The organism is Spirosoma aureum, from assembly GCF_011604685.1.
In the GTDB taxonomy this organism is placed as follows: Bacteria; Bacteroidota; Bacteroidia; order Cytophagales; family Spirosomataceae; genus Spirosoma; species Spirosoma aureum.
On the sequence record NZ_CP050063.1, the window covers coordinates 6195640 to 6213220 of the forward strand.

Here is a 17581-nt window from a genome sequence, read left to right on the forward strand (position 1 = left end):
CCCCTATTTACCGGATACTGCCAACTGTAGACTGAACGCTATTACTACTCTTCTCCGTTGCTGGTAAATGAATACAGCGTGTTATCTAAATGCAGGTTATTGTCTTTAAAATTACGGACAAAGTCCTCAATTACTTCATCGGTAATCTCTTCAACGTTCAGGCATACATCCAGACTGATACCATAGTCGAATTCAGTGTCAACCTCTACGTGCTCCTGTACTTTTACCGTTTCAGTTTCTTCAATTTCCTCAATTATTTCGGTCAGAGCTGTTTCAGCTTCCTCCTCCAGTTCAGGAGCGATTTTATAGGTTGGCTTACGGTCCTCGGGTGGAACATACTCTGGAAACGTCTTCTGCACTTCCTCAACGGCCATTTCATATACCAGGCTGCTGTGGTGCAGGCGCAGCGTGTAAACCAGTGCATCAAAGATCACCTCCTGCCCCTGATAGGACCCTGGAAACTGAATATGAACGCATTCGCCGGATTCCAGCACGTCGAGATCATCGTCTTCAACATACACAAACGATTTACCTTCCTGCTGGCACTCTTCCTTGAGTGCGTTTATTTCTTCGGGATTAAATCCCTCATTTTTGTAGTTTGCCATAGGGCAAAACTACTATTTCTTAACAAGAAACCATATTCGGTTATATCTCTGATGTAGCGTTCATTCACCGTTTCCTAGCGTCCGGCACCAAATGGCCGAGTTAAACGGATCCGAGAATTTAGGGGCCTGGGTTATTGACTCGTCGGTAAAGGTATTCAGAAAGTCGATCACGTTCGCAATTTCTGGGACGGGCACGCCCACGGCAGATTAACCAAAAATTGGTAGCTTGCCGATAACACTACTTTCCTGGACAAAAGCCAATTCACGTTGGTTTATCTGACAATTCTTAAGCTATGAAAACTGTGCTTGTTACTGGTGCTTCCGGAAGTTTGGGCACCAGCCTCGTAGAAGAATTACATAACGACGGCTACCACATTATAGCCACGCTGGGCTCAGCAAAAGAGCCGGGACTATTTAACCATCTGCCCAATGTAGAAAGTTATGTTGTTGACCTTCTGGATGAGGATAAAATAGCCGATTTTCTTGCCAGGATTTCCGACAGGCCCATTCACGCGGCCGCGTTGCTGGTCGGTGGATTTATGGCTGGCAGCATCGGAGAAACTGACCTGACAGCTTTGGACAAGATGTATCGGATTAATTTTTTAACTGCCTTCAACCTCGTTAAGCCCCTAATGACCCGATTCGAAGCTCAGGGAGATGGTCAGTTTGTTTTCGTTGGGGCCCGTCCAGCCCTGGTGCCTGAGGCTGGCAAAAACCTGTTTGCCTATGCCCTCAGCAAATCGCTGATTTTTGAGCTGGCGAATCTGGTCAATGCGCAGGGAAAAGGAAACCATATTTCGGCAACAGTCATTGTGCCCAGCACCATCGATACGCCCATAAATCGACAGGCGATGCCCGATGCCGATCCGACCAAATGGGTAACTCCGGAAGCAATCAGCAAAACAATTGCGTTTGTTTTATCCGATATCGGCCGAACAATCAGTGAGCCAATCCTGAAATTATACAACCAATCGTAATTAATCAGACATTCGACTTGCGCTCTTTCGGTGAATTTCACCAGCAAGCAACGTAGTGAAAGAAATGTGCGTAATCGATATAGAAACACGAGTCTATTTGGTCAGGCACTATACCATGAAAAACATCTCGCTTCTTGCCTTTCTGGTCGGTTTGTCACTATCGGCACAAGCTCAGGAGGTCGTGATCGATACAAATTATTACGCTCCCCCTCCTGTTCGTCGGCGGGTGATTCTGGCTGATCCCGACGATAATCTAAAAACCCGGCAATCGAAGCGAGCCGATAACCGACGCGAGCTGCTGGATCAGCTTAACGAAATACAAACCTGGTACATAGGGACCGAAGGGGGATTTCGCAGCGATGGTAGCATCCTGAGCAATTCACTCGACGGATTGGTGAGTAGCGCCACCCTGACGAAAGCTAACTGGAGTGTTTTGCTAGGCTATACATACCACAATTCATGGACGATTGAAACGGGATACACCCGTTCGCCAATTCACCTCAATATTACGATTGCCAACAATGCAGATCCGCTTGTCTTTAATTACCTGAACAATGGTTATGGCATTCCTCTGCGAATAAAACGACGCATTGGATCAGGGAAAGGGTCAGTAAATGGCACTGGTTTCTGGCTCACAGGGGGCGCGTGGCTTATCCCTAACGGCAGCGGACAAACGGGCGATTTCCAGCTGATTGGCTATAGTCGTCGTGGCAGAAATCGCATCGATACGCTCAGACTCAACAATACAACCACTGTTTTTAACAGCGTTACGGGGATTGCCGAGCTTGGGATCGACTATGCCACTCGGCTATCCACTCGTTTCGAGTTAGGATTTTATGCCCGCAAATATTGGGGACTGGGCGACGCGCTGAAATCTGACCTGCTCTATACGGTTAACAATGGTTCGCAACAACAGGCCACGATTACGTCAAATGGTTCTGGCTGGGGCCTCGGGCTTGCCCTACGGTACATTTACGGGCGTCAATTTGAAGTAAAGAAACACTAAACAGGGCGTTAACATCACTCTATTGACACCCGCGAGAAATCATCATGGTTTCTGACTCAATACTGCCTGACGCGGGTTTATTCTTCGGATTACAAGCTCCCCTATTGCTTTTCCCATAGCCTGGCCGTTTTGCAGCGCTGCCCGATAATGAATACCCCCATACAAACGACTGATTGAAGCCTCATCGGCGGCCTGATCAAATGATGTGAACCGGCGCGACGGTAAGCCATAAGCCATTTCGGTGCTATCGACGAACGAAATGCTTTTGCCCAAAACAGCCGACAGCACAACTGCCGATGCAGTCGATACAACACTGTGGCCGCTCGGATATTCAGGAAAGGGGGGTGTTTGCAACAACGGCCGCCAGTTCTCGTCAATATGGGCGTTGATGTATGTTTCGGGCCGGATAACATTGTAACGATATTTCTCATGCCAGCAACTGATAAACCCATCAAAGAGCGCAATCGCGGTCATTGTGTACGCTGCACTCGTCGTGATCAGATTGGCTTTTGTTTGACGCGCAACCTGTCCGGCAATAGACAACCAGTGACCACCGGGAGAAAGCTTTTTACTGGCAAAATTCAGATGCCCCTGCGTATTCAGAAAAAACGGGTTACAATCCCAATAACTAGCAATTAGCTGCTGTTCGGCCGTCCTGTTTTTACCCGTTTCATACACCTCCCGCGCAGCCTCACGAAATTGACTTTTCTCGCTTGTACTAAACGGAGGAGGTCCTATTGTCCGACACTGCGCAGCCGAGTCCAGCACGAATGGTCGGATGCGGCCCCAATAAGGTTCAACAGCGGCCATGTAACCGGGGGGTGTTGGTGCCCAAGCACCAGCCTGCTTCACGGGGGCATACCGACGGAGCGACCGTGTTTGCCGGTAGTTGTCGCCCTTAGCCCATGCGATGACATGCTGAGCGGCCTGTTCGCCAAATGCTTTCGACACTTGAATCGTTTCTTCAGAATAGCCCGCTGCTTTAATCTGTTCCCACAGTTGTGTCGTTTCCAGATCGAAGGTTTTCTCCGAAAAAATCATCGTGCGCCCAACGCGCAGAAACGCTTCGGTAGCCGCCAGGGCCGGATTGCAGCCAACTGGTGGTGTGCTGATCATCGGTGCCATTGACGGGATCTGTCCGGCCAGGGATCGATAACGTCCAGCCTGAAACGGCACAAGCGTTTCGTACGCTGCAATGTGTGCATAGGCGTAAATTCGGGCAGCAACGGGGGGCGAAAACACATCCGATACCATGATGGTCGTTAGCAGTTGGTGTGCCGAATGCAGCCAGCGCGTCTCTACCGATACCGAACGATTCGGCGCGGGTGTTGTCAGGCTCATTAAACCTGCGGTGATGACCAGTAGTAATTTCTTCATCGCTCAAACCCTACTAACGAACCATCATTGACCGTAAAAAGTAATCGTCGCCGACCGGCTCCCGACCGCAGACTAACCACCTGTCGCACATCACCACTGGCCCAGATTCCCGTTTTATGCGGAGGCACAGGTTGAAATTTACCTTGCCCATTGCCCTTTAACAAGCAACCGAAACTTGCCGAGCAAGGGCCAAACTGTACGCGATAGGGATAGAAATTTCCGGCTACCAGCAAGTCTGTCCTACCATCGTCATCCAGATCGTCGATCAGCAAAGCGCTGGCCCGCGACAGTTGAGCCTCCATTGGAAAGGCCTCAAATCGGAATGTTTTATTGCCCTGATTCACAAAAACCCCTGATGCCAGTTGCCGAACTGCTACGACCGATGCCTGGGTTAATTGTGAAGGATTTAAAATGTCTGTGATGGTTGCGTCGGCGTATTGATGGTAGCGGGTAAATTTTTTCCGCAAGGGCACTACCTGATCGAGCAATTCGTCGCGGGAAGCCACCGGAAAAGCTTTGCCCTGAATATAATAAGTCCAGATGGGGTCCTGCACACCATCATTGTCAATATCGGTAGTGGTAATCCGCATCGGTTGACGGGCGTCGGCCCGGAACAGATTGTTCAGGCCAGCATTACCTGCTATGATGTCGGTATCTCCATCCTGATCGATGTCGGCCAGCAACAGACTCGCCCACATTCCTTCTGTGTCCGTAAAGCCAGCCCCGCTGGAAATATCGGTCAATTTCCCTTTCTGGTTATCGAGCAGGTGAACCGGCATCCAGTCACCAGCAAGTACCAAATCGGGAAACTTATCCCCCCGAAAGTCAGTCCAGGCAGCAGCCTGAACCATACCGATATGCCGTAGAGCCGGGGCTATCTGGTCGGTAACGTCGGTAAAGCGTACAGATCCGCCGGAGGGTGTATCGTTACGCAGCAGATAACTTTCCGACGGGAATGGAAAGGAGCCTGGCTTACCCCGGCCACCCACAAACAAATCAAGGTCGCCATCCTGATCCATGTCAGCAGCTGCTACGGCCAGTTTGCTGCTTCGCATTTGTGGCAGAGCCTGTGGGACGCGGGTAAAATTCCCTTTCCCATCGTTTACATAAAAACGATCCTGGTATTCCGGCGATCCATCTTCGTATTCATTTCCTCCACTTACGGCATATAAATCCGCATCACCATCGTGGTCAGCATCGAAAAACAGGGCGTTTACATCCTCACTGGCTGCATCGGCGAGCCAGGGCTGCGAATCAGCACGTTTAAACGAACCATTCGACTGCTGAATCCACAATTCATCCCGTTGCCCGACGGCACCACCCAGAAAAACATCGTCCAACCCATCAGCGTTTACATCCGCTTTGGCTAAGGCTGGTCCCAGCCGCGACAGTTCATACGGAATCAGCACCTCTACCTTGAAGTCGATAAAATCGTTTTCGCGGTGCCGATAAGGCAACAATTGATTCATTGCCAATGGCTTAAACCAGGCGACTTCCGGCATTTGCTGAACGGTTTGCCTGCTACCTTCATTTTGCTTTATCGTGATGGTCTGATCGGCGGGCAGATTGGCGAGCTGGCTCTGAGTACCGTCTGGCCAGTATACCGTCAATCGGGAAATGCTCGTTTGCTTTCCTATGCCAAAATGAAGCGTAGGTTCGACGGACGCCTGATAACCCCGCACAGTATAAGCCTCCTGTAGTTGCCGTCCGTCGGTGGTTTCGAGCACTAGCCTCGCCCCGACTGCCTGCGAATTGGGTCCCTGCCCCCGCAGGCGAACCCGCAGAAAATGAGCGTCGGCACGGTTCCGTTCGGCATTGTTCCGGAAAATGCCTACCGGTTCATTTTGCTTACAGACGACCAGATCCAGGTCGCCATCTCCATCGAAATCAGCATAAGCCGCAGCACCTGACACTGCCGGTATCGTCAGGCCCCATGCTGCTGATTGATTGCTGAAAGTCAGGTCATGGTTGTTCCGAAACGCATAGTTAGTGGGGCGGTTCGAGGGCATTTTCCGCACCAGATCAATGGTCTGAAAGTTCAGATTTCCCTTGGCCGCTTCCTGCAGTTTGGCTTCTGCAACGGTGTATTTCATAAAGTCCAGATCCGTGAAGTCGCGCAGATAACCGTTTGTTACGAACAGATCTTTCCAGCCGTCATTATCCAGATCGGCCAACAGAGCCGACCATGACCAATCGGTGGCGGCTATTCCCGCCAGCTGCCCTATTTCACTAAACCGGATTTGCTTTTTGTCTTCCAGTCCCCGATTGAGCTGGAGCATATTTCGCATCTGTTGCCGGAAATATCCGCTGTCGATCAGCATCTGATAGGCGTCATATTCATCCGGGCCTTTCAGCATTTTCTGGCGGTGATTGTCCTCCGGCAACATGTCCAGTGTTACTACATCGGGTAAGGTATCGTTGTTGAAATCTGCCAGATCGCACCCCATCGAAAACCGCGATGTATGCGTCATAGCCGTTCGTAACGATTCTTTAAAGCCGGTATGGTGGCCAGCGCCATCGTGCTGATTGAGATACAGACAATCCTGTTCCGTATAATCACTGGTGGTGTATAGATCGGGCCAGCCATCAGCGTTCAGGTCGCTGACCCCCACGCCAAGGCCGAAATTGAGCGGGTTGTTGATAATGCCCTCAGCCAGCGTAACATCGGCAAATTTCTGGTTATCGTTGCGCAGTAATCGGTTCCCGAACCGCATATCGGGGGTTGCCCTGATTTTGCGGGTATTCAGAAATGGATTGTAGGTATGGTTGGAGTGATTCAGCAGAAAAACATCCAGATCACCATCGCGGTCGTAGTCGAAAAAAGCAGCCTGCGTCGATTGAGTACCCGGCAAATCGAGTCCAAACTCGCTGGCCCGGTCCTTAAATTGCGGCACGCCATCGCGAACGCCTTCATTGATAAACAACTCGTTGACCAGCTTTTCGGCGGGGTATTTTCCAGAATGACAGACGTAAATATCCAATCGACCATCGCCGTTTACGTCGGCCACACTCACGCCCGTCGCCCAGGTTCCATTCCCTGCAACACCCGCCCGCCCGGTCACGTCATCGAACTGCCAGCTGCCTCGATTGAGATACAATTTATGCGGAACGGTGTTGCCCGAAAAAAACAAATCGGGCTGGCCATCATCGTTAAAATCGCCGACACCAACCCCATTGCCATTGTAGAGGTATTCGTACCGAAAAATGTTCAGTGAATCCGTTTCCGTCAGGTTATTGATGAACCGCACATTGGTTTGTTCGGGCGATAGCACCGTAAAGAGCGGAGCTGGATCTGAACTTGTTTCGGGCCAGAGTAATCCCGCAACTAAACAGACAGCCGCCAGCACTAATTGAGGAGTCCACATAACAGGTCAGTTAAGCCGAAGGTTTTCGTCGCCCGGTTCATACGCTACGTACAGCAGTAGCAGTGTCAGCATTTCCTGATCGCTACGCATCTGACCATCTGAGGTGATCAGCTTAGGTGGTTTGTTTGGATTCTGGGGGTTTCCTTCGGTGTTATCATACGTTCCGATCACGTTAATTACCGCCCCTGTCGGCAGAATGACTGGTTTCTGATAGCGATACACTTCCTGCCAGCGAAAGTCCCAGTCCGGAATGCGTACCAGCCGCAGCGTATCGGCACCGGGCAGGGTAGCGAAAGCGGTGAAGCGCTTGCCAATCTGGTGCATATGGGGCCAGGCATACAATAGCGTGATAGGCTGATTTCGATATGCGATTCGCAGTCGGGTTGTCAGGCTATCGCCACCAAATACCAGCAGCGGAGGTGTAATTTCTTTCTCACCAATACCCCCAGACCCTAAACTTATTACTTTTACTGTTCGTCGAATGGGCTTTTTCGTAAAGAAAAAATTGATGCCACTTACATTCTCGATGTCTTTGGCAGCCGGGCCAAAATGAACAGTCAGCAGTACGACTCCTCGTTTAGGCATCACCCAGCCCATATCGGCCGGGTACGTTTCGACGGTTGTTCCGGGAATCCAGCCGCTGTAGTAGGTCAGTTGCTTTTTGTAAGGCAACCACTCCCTGTAGCGCGACGCATCATCGCCATTCAGGTTAACCTGCGCGACCGTGTTGTTCAAATCAATGCCCGGATCATCGACCGGGTGAATGGCAAAGTTGGCGTGATGGATACTCTTTTTGTCTGTTGACGTAAACTCGATTGCTTCTACGTTCGCTTCCTGGGCCAGTTCGAACGGGATCTTGAATACCATAAATCGCTCAACTCCATCGCCGATTACCTTAAAGGGCTGGGGCATTTTTAAGGTCAGATCGGGCACCCGGTTATAGCCCGTACCCGCCTGCGCTCGGGTTAGCAATTCCTTTTCGGCATCGGTATTGATTTTGCCTTTTGGCATTTCTGCATCGATCCAGTCGGTTAGTATTTTGATCTGTTCGGGTGTCAGGCTGCGTTTGTTGGCAAATTCAACATAATGATCATCAGCCCGCCAGGGCGGCATATAGCCCGTATTCACCACTTTCCGGATAAACTTCGCCCGTTTCGTTACATCCTCGTAGGTAATCAGTGAAAACGGAGCAGCCTCACCCGGCCGGTGGCAAACCGCGCATTTAGCGTGAATCAACGGTTGGACATCCCGGTAAAACGTTGGCTTCTGCGCATAAACAGTGTTGCTTACTAAAAACCAACTTAACCAGATTAATCCATGTGCCAGGCACTGCTTCATAAACAATCCGAAAAAAGCCAACCCGTCAAGGTGACGGGTTGGGCATTAAGTTATGAAAAATTCAGCGGGTATACACTAAAGCTGATCCCACCAAACACGCCCCGTAGCATCCTGGGGATCGGTTCCGAAACCGGTTATTTTAGCCATTTCGTCCAGAGCCGCCTTGCGATTCGCATAGTTCGGATCATTGACATTCGGAATACCAAGCGGAGCCCGCCGAGGCACCACCAGCGTAGCGCCGTTCGAAATCAGCGCTGGCAAAACCAGTGTCGACGTTGTATTGGGCAGTCCGGTTCTTTTCCAGGTTGCCCACCCTTCGGCTGGCTGACGAAGAAAGTTGATGTACTCCTGGCTGGCGATTAAATCCATCGCTTTGGCGGCAGTGAAGGCCACTTTGGCATTGGCTAGATAAGCGGTTTTCTCTGCCGCAGTCATGGGTGTATAGTTGAACACCTGCGCCCCCTGGGCCACCATATCGTACCAATCCAACGATGCGGTCACTCCCGTTTCATACCAGGTTTTGGCACTTTCACCCGAAATGGCCTGTGCTGCCAGTTCAGCCCTCATAAAGCAGAAGTCAGCATAAGTGATAACAGGGAAGTAGTTTTTACCCGTTCCGGCGGTACCACTCGCATCGGCAAAACCTGCCTGGAACAGGCGTGGCTGCACATACGACAGCGTATCGATGGCCGTACGATTGCCATTCAAGGTAAGATAGCGCGGAGTGTAAAAACGTTGTACATTCTGGGCCACTTTCGCAGCATCCGGGCCAGTAAACCCACCCAGATAACGGCGCGACTCTTTGGTACCAGCCGGAAGTTGCTTATCGGCAATCAGCAGATCGATATTGGCCTGAGAATAGCCGTTTTGCGTAAAGAAAGCATCAAGCCGGGGGTCCTGTGTATCCCACATGAAATCGACCAGCGGCTTGGCAGCCCGCAAATTGGCAGGATTCCAGTTCGAATCACTACCGCCCGTAAAGCTGGCTGGCGTAATAAACATCCACCCATCGGTATTACTGCTCATCAGATCGGCGGCCGGAGAACTTAGTACTTCCTGAGCTATCGTTTTAAGTTTTGCGGCATCGCGTTTTGCCAGACGCATCGCTATTTTTAGCCGTAGTGCATTAGCCGCTTTAACCCACTGCTGGGTGTTACCGGCATAATACTGGTCACTGGTACCCAACGCCACCTGTGTGGCCGTCTGAGCCGTTTTCAACGTTGTGATCGCTTCTTTCAGTTCAGTATCGAGCGTCGCGAAAATCGTTTGCTGCGGGTCGTACTTTGGCGTCAATGTGCCACCATAACGGGCCTGAAAAGCATCCGAGTAAGGAATGCTGCCGTAAATATCACTCACGTAAAACGTGTAATACGCTTTCAGAATCCGAGCAATCCGGATCATATGTACGTAGCGGGGCTGCTCTTCGGCGGGCAGATTCGCGACCAGTTTTTCCAGATCTACCAGCGTATTACCAACGCCATTATACAGGCGTCCATACCGCTGAGAGAAGTTGTCGTATACCTGCGTAAAATTCTGTCCATTACCATTTACAGCCGTCGAATACTGCATCCAGGGCATGATCCGCTGGTAAAGGTCATAAAACGCTTCAAAATCCTGGCTGTGTAACGACAACGTTGCGTTCAGGAACTGATTGGCGGGCGGAACGCTCGTTAGCCCTTCCGGATTTATGTTGGTTTCTACGAAAGCCTCCTTCTGGCACCCGCTGAATACCAGCGTCCCTGCCATGAGCAGTCCGGAGAAATATTTTTTATAGGAGATAAGCATATGCGTAAGTTCGATTGAGATACGTGCCGAAATTAGAGTCCTACGTTGACCGTTACACCGATGTTGCGGCTGAATGGCAGTCCGCCGTATTCAGCAAATTCGCCGGCATTATTACTCTTCAGCGACTGCGGGTTGATACCATCTTTGGCTGTCATGTAGAGATAGCCCAGATTACGGCCAACTACACTCACCCGCAGTGATTGAATTTTAACCCGGTTCAGGAGTGTAGCCGGTACGTCGTAGCTAACAGACGCTTCACGAAGAGCTACCCACGAGTTTTCAAAAACCGAGTACTCGCGGATTCCCGATCCCCAGTTGGACAGGTTATCGTAATAAGCATATGCCGGAACGGGTGTCAGATAGCCTTTATCGACAGCATCCTTATAAGTCATACCGCCCAGATCAACCTGTTTGCCATCGACCGTTGCCGTAACGCCTTTATTCAGGACACCATCGGGAATAATACCATCGTTCCGTTTGTTGCCCTGTGCATCGGTGAAAGCGATCCCCCCCGACTCCGCATCGCGACCGGCCAGGCTATTTTTGAAGCTACCAAAAGCCGACCCATAGGCGTGGGTTGCCGATGCCATCACACCGCCAATTTTGGAATCGACCTGCAACGTAGCCGAGAAATTACCATAACGGAAATTGTTGGTGTTGCTCAACAGAAACTTCTCCAGCATGGTCCCAATATCCTTCGACCCCTGCCCGGCAGCTCCGCTCCGCAGATACGTCAAATAGCCACCGGTCGTGCCACTGGCCGCACCGATCAGCTTACGACCCTGGTCATCACGTGCATAAGCATAGGAGGTGTTGATGGTGCCATAATCTCCGCCTACCCGAGCAATTGACTGAATGTCAGCCCCGAAAGCCAGACTCAACTGGTAGGTATCCACGCCTTCGATCAGTTCCAGAATCTTGTTGCGGTTGCGGCTGAAGTTAAACGCCGTATTCCACTGGAATTTATTCGTTTTAATCGGCGTACCGGTCAGCAAAATCTCCACACCACGGTTCAGAATTTTACCACCGTTGGCCAATCGGGAAGCAATACCCGACTCCGTAGCCACCGGCAACGTAAAGATTTCATTGGTCGTCAGTTTGTTGTAAACTGCGAAATCAATGCCTAAACGATTGTTGAAGAACCGCAGGTCTGCTCCTACCTCCCACTCACGGGCTAACCGGTTCCGCAGGTTGTAGTTAGGCAGGATATTATCCCGAAAACCATACTGCTGAATCTGTCCGCCGGTCGACGTGAAGATATTGCCAGCCGAGTAGAAGCCCGTCTGGTTCGTCCGCCAGGCATCCGTATCGCCCCCGGTAAATCCGTAACTAGCCCGTAACTTACCAAACGACAGACTTTTTGGCAGATTTTTTACTGACTGAGTAAAATCCCAGGCCAGACCCACCGACGGGTAATAGTACGAATACTGTCCGCTTCCATTGGCGTAGGTCAACGCCGAGGAATAGTCGATCCGGTTGGTGAAGTTTAAAAACAGCGCGTCCTTATAGCTCAGATCGCCATAAGCGTAGATTGCATCCGTCCGCTTGGATGGAGCCAGCCGGTCGCCACTGATATCAGCCACAATCGGATTGATGGAATTCGGAAGGGCAAACTGGCCGGGTATGCGCAATCCGCCATCCGTACGGAGCCGGTAGTCCCGACCGCCGTTGATCCGGTTCGTTTCACCACCAGCCGACAGATTCAAATGAAACAACGGACTCAAATCCTTGCTGAATGTAAGCAATGCCTGAATCCGCGACTGGTTGTTGGCCTGCGAATACTGCGAATACTCACCACCGGCAAAGCCTACGCCATCGCCCAGGTTCTTGTTCTCGGTCTGGTATAATTCGTTCTGGATATTAGCCCGAACCAGGCCCGTTAACCAGGGTGTGAAATTCATGTTTACGTCAATATTCCCCCGGAAAATCTTCTCCTTACGGGTCGTATTCCACTGGAAAGTCTGCCACATGAACGTCGAAATGTTATATGGATCAGCCGCGCCCTGTTTACGACCACCCACGGGTGACGCATAATTATTGGCCCAGTAATCAATATCAAAACTCCGGGGACGACCATAGACAAACCGGAAAACAGGATTAAAATTACCACCCTGCCGAATTGGGTTCAGGTTATTATTGTCGGTATAATCGGCCGAAACATCGAGGCTGAAGATTTTACCCAATTTCTGCGTAGCCCGGACATTGAAGTTATTCCGCTTCATTTCGGCACCACCCGGCATAATCGTATTATTATACAGATTCGAGAACGACGCCCGGAACGAGGAGCGTTCATTGCCGCCCTCTACGGCTACATTGTGATTGATGAACTTACCTGTCTGGAAAAACTTCAAGGGGTCATTGGCTTTCCAGGGAATCATGCGCCCATCAATATCCTGCACCATATGACCATCCAGCTTGGGACCGAATGAATATGGCCAGTTTTGCGTATCAACCAGGTCAGTACCCGTAGCCGATTTGCTAAAGGTCGGTGCAATACCGGCTCCATACTGATTCTGCACATCAACAAACCGGTAGGCATTTTCAAACGAAGATGTATGATTATACGTAACGCCAAGGCCTTTTTGCTCACGACCGTGCTTTGTCGTAATAACTACTACTCCATTAAGAGCCTCCGAACCATACAGGGCACTGGCAGCAGACCCTTTCAGTACCGTCATGGTCTCAACGTTATCAGCGTTAAGGTTTTTCATGATGTTCCCAAAGTCCTGTGCGGCTCCCCACGAGTCAGCACCAGTTGTGGTTGGCCGAATCAATACGCCATCGACAACAAAAAGCGGCTGCGTATTCGGGCTCAGCGATGCGTTACCCCGGATACGAATCCGCGAAGACGACATCGGACCACCCGACCCCTGATCAATTTGTACTCCGGCCACTTTACCCTGTAAGGCGTTGACAAGGTTAGCGCTATTGGCCCGTTCCAGATCCATTCCTTTGACCTCCTGTGCAGCATAGGAAAGTTTGCGGGTCTCCTGCTTAATACCAAAACCGGTTACAACAACTTCGCCCAGTGTTTTGGAATCGTCTGCCAGTGTAACCGTAAATTCAGACGCATTCCCAATAGCTACTTGCTGTGTAACAAACCCAATGGCCGATACGACCAGGGTAGAAGCATTGGCAGGCAGGCTCAGCCGGAAAGTGCCATCAGCGCCAGCTGTTGTTCCGGTTGTAGAGCCCTTTACCTGAATGGTAGCCCCCGGAATTGGATTGCTTTGGCTATCGCGCACAAGACCCGTAACGGTGGCCCTGGCCTGAGCCAGAGTCGGTAAACACCGAACCAGGATCAGCATCATTAACAGTAAGAGTTTTTTCATCCGAGCATTTAATTAAGTAGGTGATAAAATGAGGCCGCTGCCTAGAGGAATTACCTAGAAATTCTAACGGTTCTGCAATCCTAAGAAATTTAATTTAAAAATAATACCCAGTTAATATAATTTTTTAAAAACTTTGAACAAAACCCCATAAATTTCACCAACCTTTAAGTAACTCCGAAGCATAGTTGTCTTTGAGACTTTGAAGTAACTTGCTATTCGTCCAGATGACGGCACGATAGAATCATTCGTCTTAGTAAAATGAATTCAGCTATTTTTCTTGAGGAGGACCTGCCTGTTTCCCAATCAGTTGTAGATTATAAGAAGAAACAGAAGCAGCGAAAGATGCTTGCCTATCTATATGCAGAAGGTAATTGCACACTGGCGCATCTGGCCAAACTACTACACAGCAGTGTACCCTCCGTGACAAGTCTTGTCGATGATCTGGTTAGTAACAAATGGGTAACAGCCATGGGCACCGCTATGGGTAACAATGGTCGAAGGCCAGCGCTGTTTAGTCTTGATACAACCAAGCATTATGTGGTTGTGATCGATGTCAGCACGCACGACACCAAACTGTTAGTTATGAATGTGCTCCGTGAGATCGTCTTCCGTCGTGAATTTGATCTTCGCCTTGAAGATAACCCAACGTTTCTATCGACGCTGGTTCATCATTACAAAACTACCCTGACTGATTCGGGAATCAATCCCAAAGCAATCAGGGCGGTTGGCATTTCAATGCCCGGATTAGTCAATGCCCGGCATGGCACCAATCTGACCTATAAGAATCTTAGTCCGTCAAACATCTCACTTCCTCACTGGTTTTCAGAGCAGATCCATTTACCTGTTTATTTAATTAACGACACCAAAGCTACTGTACTTGGAGAAAGCCGTTTTGGTGGAGCACAGGGTAAAAAACAGGTACTGGCCATTAATATTGACTGGGGAGTTGGTCTGGGGATTGTCGTTAATGGCGAAGTTTTTCAGGGTACCAGTGGATTTGCCGGTGAATTGGGGCATATACAGGTTGACCCTGAGGGAGAATTGTGTTACTGTGGTAAAATAGGCTGTCTCAATACCATTACATCGGCCTCGGCGCTGGTTCGGCGGGTACAACGCGATATTACCAATGGACAGGTTTCTAAATTAGCCGTTTTCCGGGACCGGGTTGAGCAGATCGATATTGATGAACTGATCAACGCAGCCCACCAGGGCGATTCTTATGCGATTGACATGTTACACGAAACGGGATTTCAATTGGGGAAAGGTCTCGCGGTTGCGATCAGCCTGTTCAATCCCGAAATGATAATCGTTGATGGTGTTCTAACCAAAGCCGCGGCTTTCATTCTAAACACCATTGAGCAGGCAATTAGTAAATACTGCCTGAGTGATTTCCGCAACGACCTGACCATCGAAATAACCCAGTTGAATGGAGCCGCCAAATGGCTGGGGACACACGCGTATATGATGGAAGATATTTTCGCTAATTACTAACCAGGATTGAACGGATTGAAGGATTTAACTGATTTTGATTTCGCTTCGAAGAAGCGCAGGAATAAAGCAAAATCGGCTTAATTCTTCAATCCGTTCAATCCCGGTTCAGACTTATTTAACAAACAATAGCTCCCGGTACTTAATCAGCGGCCAGTCTTCGTCATCGACAATTTCTTCAAGCTTGTCTACTTCATAGCGGATAATATCAAAGTGATCTTTAACCTCCGTCGCATATAGTTTAGCTCGTTCAGCGGTATCAGTTGTATTATTCGCTTTCTTGCGCGATTCGATCATCGCTTCAACTCCTTTTTTGATAACCAGAACGCGGGTCGAAATTTCGCGCAAAATGTCTTTAATCGGCTCCGCTTCCGCAACCATTCCCAACTCCACCAGATTTCGGGCGGTTTCGGCCAGCTTATTCTGGTACTTGAGCGCCGTTGATACGACGTGATTCATGGCCAGATCGCCCATAACCCGCGACTCGATCTGTACATTTTTAATGTACTTCTCAAGTTCGATCTCGTAGCGCGATTCCACCTCAGCGTGGCTCAGTACGCCCGTTCGTTCAAACAGAGCCAGTGATTCGGGTTGCACATAAACACCCAGCGCTTCAGGCGACGACTTGATATTCGACAGACCCCGTTTAGCAGCCTCTTCGACCCATTCGTCAGAATAGCCGTTGCCCTCAAACAGAATTCGCTTCGTGTTAGAATAATATGCTTTCAGAATATCGACAATCGCCAGTTCCTTCTTCTCGCCTTTCGCCAATCGTTCGTCAAGGTCTGTTTTGAATTTGTTCAACTGATCGGCCACAATCGCATTCAGCACGGTCATGGTAGAGGCCGAATTAGCCGAACTACCTACTGCCCTAAACTCAAACTTATTGCCCGTAAAGGCAAACGGCGATGTTCGGTTGCGATCCGTATTATCGCGCATCAGACTCGGAATGCGGTTCAGGCCGAGTTTATAGTACACGTTATCACCCTTATTTACCGTAACCTCCGACTTGGTTTCCAGATCATTAAGAGCCTGCGTTAGTGATTCGCCCAGGAAAACGGAGACAATGGCTGGCGGAGCCTCATTTGCTCCCAGCCGGTATTCGTTTCCGGCAGAGGCAATGCTGGCCCGTAACAGATCGGCATTATCATGAACGGCCTTCACCACATTGACAAGAAAGGTCAGGAACCGAAGGCTTTCTTTGGGCTTGGTGCTTGGTGCTAACAGATTAACGCCTGTATTGGTCCCCATCGACCAGTTGTTATGCTTGCCGCTCCCGTTGATACCTGCGAATGGTTTCTCGTGGAAAAGAACCTTCAGATTGTGCTTTTCGGCAATTTTTTCCATCAGATCCATCAACAGCGCGTTGTGGTCGATAGCCAGGTTTACTTCCTCAAAAGTTGGTGCTACCTCAAACTGCCCTGGCGCGACTTCATTATGCCGCGTCCGAACGGGCATGCCCAACTTCATGGACTCGAACTCAAAATCGACCATAAAGGCGTTGATCCGGGGAGGAATCGAGCCGAAATAATGGTCTTCCAGTTGCTGACCCCGTGCGGGTGCATGGCCAAATACCGTACGGCCCGCCAATACCAGATCAGGTCGGGCGTAGAACAGCGCCCGGTCAACGACAAAGTATTCCTGTTCAGGCCCAAGCGTTGGCGTAACCTTGGTAATGTTTCGGTCAAAGTATTGACAAACAGCCGTTGCCGCCTTGTCCAGAGCATTTAATGCCTTGAGCAACGGGGTTTTATAATCGAGTGCCTCACCAGTGTAGGAAATAAAAACGGATGGAATGCAGAGCGTTTTTCCACCGGCTCCATTATCCATCAGAAAGGCAGGTGACGAGGGGTCCCAGCCGGTATAGCCGCGAGCCTCGAAGGTATTCCGAAGGCCTCCATTTGGAAACGACGATGCATCGGGTTCCTGCTGCACCAGGGCACTACCCTTAAATTTTTCGATAGCCTTGCCGTCGATGGTAATGTCGAAGAAGGCATCGTGCTTCTCGGCAGTTTCACCCGTTAGCGGCTGAAACCAGTGGGTATAGTGGGTGGCGCCTTTCGAAGTTGCCCAGGATTTCATGGCGCCGGCCACTTCGTCGGCAATGTTCCGGTCGATCTGACCATTTGTTTGAATGGCCTCTGTGACCTTAATATACGCTTCGGGCGAAAGAAGCGTTCGCATCACTTCATTGTTGAATGTGTAGCTGCCAAAGAAATCGGCGACGCGCTCGGTGGGAGCGGCAACGGCCATAGCCTGACGGCTTTGGGCGATTTCGAGGGCTTTAAACCGAAAATTGCTCATTCTC

10 protein-coding genes are annotated in these 17581 nt (G+C 50.1%); 3 read left to right on the forward strand and 7 right to left on the reverse strand.

From position 1 onward, the window contains the following. Positions 1–44: 44 nt before the first annotated feature. Positions 45–605 (reverse strand): hypothetical protein, encoded by a 561-nt coding sequence (locus G8759_RS24610; protein WP_167214076.1) that lies wholly within the window; start codon positions 603–605, stop codon positions 45–47. 293 nt (positions 606–898) lie between these two features. Between G8759_RS24610 and G8759_RS24615 the strand changes: the two genes are divergently transcribed. Together G8759_RS24615 and G8759_RS24620 are read left to right on the forward strand one after the other, a co-directional pair. Beyond that, positions 899–1582, forward strand: a complete 684-nt coding sequence (locus G8759_RS24615; RefSeq protein ID WP_167214079.1) for an SDR family NAD(P)-dependent oxidoreductase — start codon at positions 899–901, stop codon at positions 1580–1582. A 115-nt stretch (positions 1583–1697) separates the two neighbouring features. Further along, positions 1698–2588, forward strand: coding sequence for a hypothetical protein (locus G8759_RS24620; protein WP_167214082.1), 891 nt, complete (start codon positions 1698–1700; stop codon positions 2586–2588). Positions 2589–2630: 42 nt separating this feature from the next. Here the strand turns inward: G8759_RS24620 and G8759_RS24625 are convergent, their stop codons facing one another. The 5 genes from G8759_RS24625 to G8759_RS24645 all read right to left on the reverse strand — a co-directional run bounded on the left by G8759_RS24625 (position 2631) and on the right by G8759_RS24645 (position 13785). Beyond that, positions 2631–3965 carry a vanadium-dependent haloperoxidase gene (locus G8759_RS24625; RefSeq protein WP_167214089.1) on the reverse strand — a complete coding sequence of 445 codons (1335 nt, stop codon included), beginning with the start codon at positions 3963–3965 and terminating at the stop codon, positions 2631–2633. Beyond that, a complete protein-coding gene (locus tag G8759_RS24630; protein ID WP_167214092.1) occupies positions 3962–7330 on the reverse strand; it encodes a VCBS repeat-containing protein in 3369 nt (1122 codons plus the stop codon). The genes G8759_RS24625 and G8759_RS24630 overlap by 4 nt, the downstream gene beginning before the upstream one ends. Positions 7331–7336: 6 nt before the next feature. Continuing rightward, the gene (locus tag G8759_RS24635; protein ID WP_167214095.1) at positions 7337–8668 is read right to left on the reverse strand and encodes a c-type cytochrome; all 1332 of its coding nucleotides are present in this window, start codon (positions 8666–8668) and stop codon (positions 7337–7339) included. Between the two features lie 75 nt (positions 8669–8743). After that, positions 8744–10453 (reverse strand): SusD/RagB family nutrient-binding outer membrane lipoprotein, encoded by a 1710-nt coding sequence (locus tag G8759_RS24640; protein WP_167214098.1) that lies wholly within the window; start codon positions 10451–10453, stop codon positions 8744–8746. Between the two features lie 32 nt (positions 10454–10485). Next, positions 10486–13785 (reverse strand): SusC/RagA family TonB-linked outer membrane protein, encoded by a 3300-nt coding sequence (locus tag G8759_RS24645; protein WP_167214101.1) that lies wholly within the window; start codon positions 13783–13785, stop codon positions 10486–10488. A gap of 258 nt (positions 13786–14043) precedes the next feature. Here G8759_RS24645 and G8759_RS24650 point away from each other — a divergent pair, with 258 nt between their 5' ends. Continuing rightward, on the forward strand, positions 14044–15276 hold the full coding sequence (locus tag G8759_RS24650; protein ID WP_167214104.1) for an ROK family transcriptional regulator: 1233 nt from the start codon (positions 14044–14046) through the stop codon (positions 15274–15276). A 111-nt stretch (positions 15277–15387) separates the two neighbouring features. On the opposite strand, the gene G8759_RS24655 is transcribed toward G8759_RS24650, so the two are convergent. Next, positions 15388–17577: a glutamine synthetase III family protein gene (locus G8759_RS24655; protein WP_167214107.1), complete on the reverse strand. Its 2190-nt coding sequence runs from the start codon at positions 17575–17577 to the stop codon at positions 15388–15390. Positions 17578–17581: the final 4 nt, after the last annotated feature.